The following is a 5,979-nucleotide window of genomic DNA, read 5'->3' as shown; positions in this document are numbered from 1 at the left end:
TGATGGGCTGGTTTGGTCTGCCCCTGATCAACACGCTGCTGCTGCTCACCTCCGGCATTACCTGCACCATCGCCCACCACGCCATCCGCGACGGCGATCGGGCAAAGATGGTGCGCTGGTTGTTCGCCACCGTTGCCCTCGGCTTTATCTTCGTTGGCTGCCAGGCCTACGAGTACATACACGCCTACAGGGACCTGAACCTCAAGCTCACCTCGGGCATCTACGGCTCCACCTTCTTCATGCTGACCGGATTTCACGGTTTCCACGTGTGCATGGGTGCGATCATCCTCATGATTGTGATGTTCCGTGGCATGAAGGGGCATTTCAGCGCTGAGAACCATTTCGCCTTCGAAGCGGCCGCGTGGTATTGGCACTTCGTCGACGTGGTGTGGCTGGGGCTGTTCCTGTTCGTTTACATCCTCTAGGCGCAGGTCAGCACACACAAGAAAAGCGTCCGAACCGGGCGCTTTTTTTGTGCAGTATCGCGCACCGGGAGTGCGCGCCTGATGTCGTTGGCGGCGCTATTGAGGGCGTGGATTGAGTTCCAGGACGCCGGTCATTGCGGCGATAATGACAATGACGATGGCGAGCACCGACAAACCGATGCGGATCGTCAACGCGTTGCGCAAGCGGTTGGTTTCACCCTTGTCCTTGATCAGAAAGCCAAGCCCCGAAAAGAGCGCAGCGCAGATCATCACGAGCAGCACGACGAGCAGGACCTTGACTAACAGCATGGCGACGATTCAGCGGGGTTGACGTGCGAAAGAGTATACCCGAAGCCCCTGCGCGTGCCCGTCCCGCACGGCGCGCCAATCTCGTCGTATTCGACCTTGGACCGCTGCGGTTCTCGGCCCCGCTCGTGCCCATCCTCTGTGCGGTGCTGGTGTTGCCGCTGTTGTTGTCGCTCGGATTCTGGCAGCTCGGTCGGGCCGCCGAGCGCCAGACGCTGCTTGATGCGTCGGCCGCTGCGCTGCAACAGGCGCCGGTCTCGCTCGAGGACGACGCCTTGCAAGCCACCACCGTGCGCTACGTACCGGTGACGGTGCGTGGACAGGTCGACGCCGACCGGCAGTTTCTGCTCGACAACCGCGTCAACGGCAAGGTGGCCGGTTACGAGGTGCTTATACCGGTTATTTACAAGCCCGGAAAGGCAATACTGGTCAACCGAGGCTGGATCCCGCTCGGTGCCTCGCGTGCCGAGAAACCCGATGTCGCGTTGCCCGACGACACGGCAGCGTCCGTCGCGTTCACCGGCCTCGCTGTGGTGCCGCCCGAGCGCTTCTCGCTCGGTGACGCAATTGGCGGCGATGCAGGGTGGCCGCGCGTGCTTCAGGTCGAGGACTTCGCAGCGATCGGCGCTCTGCTGCAACTCGAACTGGTGCCGCGTGTGGTCCAGTCGGCTGACATCGCCTGGGGCTACGAATCGATCTGGAAACCCGTGCAAAAAGGGCCTGAACAAAACTACGCTTACGCGCTCCAATGGTTCGCACTGGCAGCGACGCTCGTGTTGATCGTGGTGGTGCTGTGCGTGCGCAAGCGTCCGGAGAACACATGACAACCGAAAACAAGGCACTTTGGCGCAGTCGCATGAAAATGATTGCCGTCATCGCGTGTTTTGCCGTTCCATACGGCATTGCGAGTTACTACTTCGCGACCGCCAAACAAGGGGGCGTGTTTGCGAGCAAGGCCAACGGCGTGCTGATCGAGCCCGCCGTGCCGATGGGTGAGTTCACCCAGGTGGCCGTAGGCGACGCCGACCCGGTTGACCAGGAACACCTGCGCGGCCAATGGACCTTGCTCTTTTTTCACGACGGTGCGTGCGACGAGGCCTGCGCCGAACGGCTGTACTTCAGCCGCCAGGTTCGCGTGATGCTCGGGCGCGAGATGTACCGCGTGCGCCGGCTCTATGTCGGCGACACCACGCCGCCGGAGACACTGCAGGAAGAACATTTGCAACTCCTGTACGCTGGGGCCGACCAGGACGGTGCCGGGCTCGGGGCGCGGGTGCGCGACGCGGTCGGGGACAGCGTGTTCGCGGAGCCGGGTCAGCTCTACCTCGTCGACCCACTCGGCAACCTCGTGATCCGCTTCCCGGCAGACATCCCCGCCAAGGCGATGTTGAAAGACCTCAAGACCCTGTTGAAGGCGTCTCGAATCGGATAAGCCATGAAACTCATCTCTCGTCTCGCGCTCTCGGGCGCGGTGATGGCCTTCGTGGTCATCGTGCTGGGCGCGTGGGTGCGTCTCTCCGACGCTGGCCTCGGTTGCCCCGATTGGCCGGGCTGCTATGGCCATGCGCTGGTACCGCTCGGTGAGGACGTGGCCGCGGCGAACGAAGCCTACCCGGAGCGTCCCGTCGAGACCGACAAGGCGATCAAGGAGATGGTGCACCGCTACGTCGCGGCGCTGCTGGGCCTCGTGATCCTGGTCATCACCTGGATCGCCTGGAAGCACCGCCGTGCTGGAGCCCCGCTTGGCCACGCGGTCGCGTTGCTCGCGCTGGTGATCTTCCAGGGCATGCTCGGCATGTGGACCGTGACCCTGCTGGTCAAACCGGCGGTGGTCACCGCGCACCTCTTCGGCGGGCTTGCCACGCTGAGCCTGCTCTGGCTGCTCTACCTGCGGACCCGCGACGTACCCGTCGACGACGGCGACCGCGATCCGCAAGCCGCGGCCGCTCGGCCGCTGCTGTGGGTGGCGATGCTCGCGCTGCTTGGGCAGATCTTCCTCGGCGGCTGGACCAGCACCAATTACGCGGCACTCTCGTGTCCCGAGCTGCCCACCTGTCAGGGCCAGTGGTGGCCCGAGATGAACTTCGACGACGCCTTCACGCTCTGGCGGGGCCTCGGCGTCGATTACGAGTTCGGCGTGCTGCCCAATGAATCCCGCGTCGCCGTTCACATCAGCCACCGTATCGGCGCCATCGTCGCCAGCGCGTTGCTGATTCTTGCGGCCTTCTCGGTGATGCGCCACGCCGGCGCGCCACGCACCGCGGCGTTCGGCCGGATGCTGCTCGGGGTTCTGGCGCTTCAGCTCGTCCTCGGGGTGAGTAACATCGTATTTCATTTGCCGCTGTGGGTCGCGACAGCGCACAATGGCGGCGCTGCGCTGCTGTTGTTGACTATGGTCATGCTCCTGCACCGGTGTCGACGGTACCCGCTCGCGCAGTGAATTCGATGGTCAAGGTGGCTGTTGCTGTGGAGACAACCGTGGGGAGTGCCCGCTCGTGGCGGGACTACCTCGAACTCACCAAACCGAATGTCGTGCTGCTGCTGGTGTTCACCGCGGTGGTTGGCATGGCGTTGTCGACGCCCGGTATGGTGCCGTGGTTGCCCGCGCTGACCGGCACCGTCGGCATCGGCCTCGCGAGCGCCTCCGCCGCCGCGCTCAACCACCTGATCGACCAGCAGGCGGACGCCAGGATGGCCCGCACCCGCCACCGGCCGATTCCCCAGGGGGCGCTCAGCTCGCGCGAGGTGTTGTTGTTCGCGCTCGGCATCGGGGCGCTCGGCATGGCCATTCTGGTGGTGTTCAACAATGTCCTGACCGCGTGGCTGACTTTCCTGTCGTTGATCGGTTACGCAGTGGTCTACACGCTGTACCTCAAGCGCGCGTCGCCGCAGAACATCGTCATCGGCGGGCTCGCCGGCGCGATGCCGCCGGTGCTCGGTTGGGCGGCGGTCACCGGGGAAGTCACTGCCGAGCCGCTGTTGCTCGCCCTGATCGTGTTTGTTTGGACGCCGCCGCACTTCTGGGCGCTCGCGATCCACCGGCGAAACGACTACGCGAAGGTTGAGATCCCGATGCTGCCGGTGACGCACGGCACCGCGTACACGCGCCTGCACGTGCTGCTTTATGCGATTCTGCTGATTCCGGTGACGCTCTCGCCGTTCCTGATCGGCATGAGCCACGTGCCGTATCTGCTCGGCACCCTGGTGCTAGATGTCTGGTTCCTCTGGCACTGCGTGTTGCTCTACCGCAACCCGGACGACACCCGCCAGCCGATGATCACCTTCTGGGTTTCAATCAAGTACCTGATGGGCCTCTTTGCCGTCCTGTTGGTCGACCACTACCTGCCGGTGCTCGAACGCACCCTGGCGTGAGCGTGTCGGACGCCGACCGCGCGCCGCGCGCCTACACCCCCCACCTCGACGGCCCCAACCTGCGCATGGGCCTGTCGCCCATCGGTCCGACCGAATGGCTGCAGGTCGACAGTGCCTGGTCGCGTTACCACGCCCACAAGGGTGCGCTGGGGGATGCGGATCGGGTGCGGGTGTTCCAACAGACGGCGATCGCCGAGCCCGCTGTCGCCGAACTTGTCCCCGTCGTGCGGGCACACCTGCTCGAAGACCACGCCGATGTCTTCGGGACCGCGCCGTCGGGCGCGGTGTGTCACACGCCGAGTGGCGTACCGCTGGCGGAGCCCGCCGGCGACACCGCGCTCTGGACGGTGTCGACCTGGGTTCAGGAAGACCTCCTGATCCTCCAGGCGATCGACGGGCAGTATTGCCTGACCGCCGGCAGCCTGTGCCTGCCGAGTCGCTGGTCGCTCAGCGAGAAGCTCGGTGAGCCCCTGCACGCGATCCATGCACCGGTGCCGGAATTGAACGCGCGCCTCGGTGACCGCATCGACCGCTTCTTCAACCACCTGCGGGTCGATCGGCCGGTCGAGCGCTTCAACTGGTCACTGCAAACCGACGATGCGCTTGCCGAGTTTCCCGCACCCGATGAGCCTGTAACGGACTTGCACTATCGTGTCGAGCGGCAGACGCTGCGGCGACTGCCCGAGACCGGCGCGGTGGTGTTCACGGTGCGCATCTACGTTGTGCCCTTTGAGGTTGTCGCTGCGGTGCCCGGTGCGGTGGCCCAGCTGCGCGACGACATCGCCGCCATGCCCGAGGCGTTCAGCGACTACAAACGGATGCCGCATTTTCGCGATGTGCTGTCCACCTACCAAGACCCAACCGACACGGAGACCTGAGCCATGAGCGACAAACCCGAACGCGACATCGAAAAGGACTACCCGCTGGACCAGTTCATCGACAAACTGCGGCGCCTCGCCGACGACCTTGAGAACGGCAAACAGTTCGAGATTCAGATTGCTGGCGAGCGTATCTACGTGCCGGTGCGCGCGAAGTACAACATCGAGCACGAGCGTGGCGACGGCGAGGAAGAGATCGAATTTCAGATCAAGTGGGAGATCTGATCGACCCTGGCTGAAACGCACCTGGGCGGCTGTTCGTCCGCGTGCAACCCGATCCGATCCCATTCGGTCTTTCAATCGAGCGGCGAGGGCAGGGTACACTGACTTACCCGACGCGTTGAGAGGTGAGCTGCGATGGCCAGCATATTGGTGCACGTGACGACCGGACCCGACAACCCGACCAAGGCCGCGTTGGCCTTCCTGGTCGCCAAGACCGCGCTCGCCGAAGGGCACACGGTCACGCTGTTTCTGGCCGGTGACGCCGTCCACCTCTTCAGCGAATCGGCACTGGCCACCGTCGAAGGGCTTGGCACCGGGTCGCTGCGGGAACACCTCGACGCGATCGTCGCCACGGGCGGGCAGTTCTTCCTCTCCGGCATGTCGGCCAAAGCGCGTGGCTACGACGAGTCGCTGCTGCAGGACCGAAACGCAGCCTTCGCCATGCCCGACACACTCGTGAGCCTGCTGGTCGAGTCCGACCGTGCCCTGACCTACTGAGCCCGCGCTCCCACAGGAGAGTGAGCCGTCACCGGCCCCCGTGGGAGCGTCATCCTTGGCAAAGCCAAGATGGCGCGAAGGCAATGCGGCCCGACTTGGCATCGCTTCGCCCGGGTCTGCTTCGCAGAGCCCGCGCTCCCACAGGGGACAGAGGTGCCACCGGCCCTGTGAGAGCGTCATCCTTGGCGTAGCCAAGATGGCGCGAAGGCGATGTGGCCTGGATTGGCACGGCTTCGCCCGGGTCCGCTCCGCAGCGCCCGCGCTCCCGCGGGGTAGAG

The 5,979-nt window shown here is 64.7% G+C and carries 9 protein-coding genes; 8 read left to right on the top strand and 1 reads right to left on the bottom strand.

Features of this window, described 5'->3' with window-relative positions; genetic code table 11:
* Positions 1-425, top strand: a 425-nt coding sequence (locus AAGA11_22480; GenBank protein MEM9605643.1) for a cytochrome c oxidase subunit 3, incomplete at its 5' end; no start/stop codon positions are given.
* Between the two features lie 96 nt (positions 426-521).
* Here the strand turns inward: AAGA11_22480 and AAGA11_22475 are convergent.
* On the bottom strand, positions 522-734 hold the full coding sequence (locus tag AAGA11_22475) for a twin transmembrane helix small protein (protein ID MEM9605642.1): 213 nt from the start codon (positions 732-734) through the stop codon (positions 522-524).
* A gap of 125 nt (positions 735-859) precedes the next feature.
* On the opposite strand from AAGA11_22475, the gene AAGA11_22470 reads away from it, so the two are divergent.
* The 7 genes from AAGA11_22470 to AAGA11_22440 all read left to right on the top strand — a co-directional run bounded on the left by AAGA11_22470 (position 860) and on the right by AAGA11_22440 (position 5,701).
* Entirely contained in the window at positions 860-1,555 is a 696-nt protein-coding gene (locus tag AAGA11_22470) for an SURF1 family protein (protein ID MEM9605641.1), read from the top strand.
* Positions 1,552-2,163 carry a hypothetical protein gene (locus AAGA11_22465; GenBank protein ID MEM9605640.1) on the top strand — a complete coding sequence of 204 codons (612 nt, stop codon included), beginning with the start codon at positions 1,552-1,554 and terminating at the stop codon, positions 2,161-2,163. The genes AAGA11_22470 and AAGA11_22465 overlap by 4 nt, the downstream gene beginning before the upstream one ends.
* A 3-nt stretch (positions 2,164-2,166) precedes the next feature.
* Positions 2,167-3,171, top strand: a complete 1,005-nt coding sequence (locus tag AAGA11_22460) for a COX15/CtaA family protein (protein MEM9605639.1) — start codon at positions 2,167-2,169, stop codon at positions 3,169-3,171.
* 5 nt (positions 3,172-3,176) lie between these two features.
* The gene (gene cyoE / locus AAGA11_22455) at positions 3,177-4,103 is read left to right on the top strand and encodes a heme o synthase (protein ID MEM9605638.1); all 927 of its coding nucleotides are present in this window, start codon (positions 3,177-3,179) and stop codon (positions 4,101-4,103) included.
* A 2-nt stretch (positions 4,104-4,105) separates the two neighbouring features.
* Entirely contained in the window at positions 4,106-4,981 is an 876-nt protein-coding gene (locus AAGA11_22450; GenBank protein ID MEM9605637.1) for a DUF3445 domain-containing protein, read from the top strand.
* Between the two features lie 3 nt (positions 4,982-4,984).
* A complete protein-coding gene (locus AAGA11_22445; GenBank protein MEM9605636.1) occupies positions 4,985-5,206 on the top strand; it encodes an amphi-Trp domain-containing protein in 222 nt (73 codons plus the stop codon).
* 132 nt (positions 5,207-5,338) lie between these two features.
* Positions 5,339-5,701, top strand: a complete 363-nt coding sequence (locus AAGA11_22440) for a DsrE family protein (protein MEM9605635.1) — start codon at positions 5,339-5,341, stop codon at positions 5,699-5,701.
* The last annotated feature ends 278 nt before the right edge of the window (positions 5,702-5,979 follow it).

The organism is Pseudomonadota bacterium (assembly GCA_039196715.1).
Lineage (GTDB): Bacteria > Pseudomonadota > Gammaproteobacteria > CALCKW01 > CALCKW01 > CALCKW01.
The sequence above is the reverse complement of the archived record's forward strand: the minus strand, read 5'-3'. Positions and strand labels throughout refer to the sequence as shown.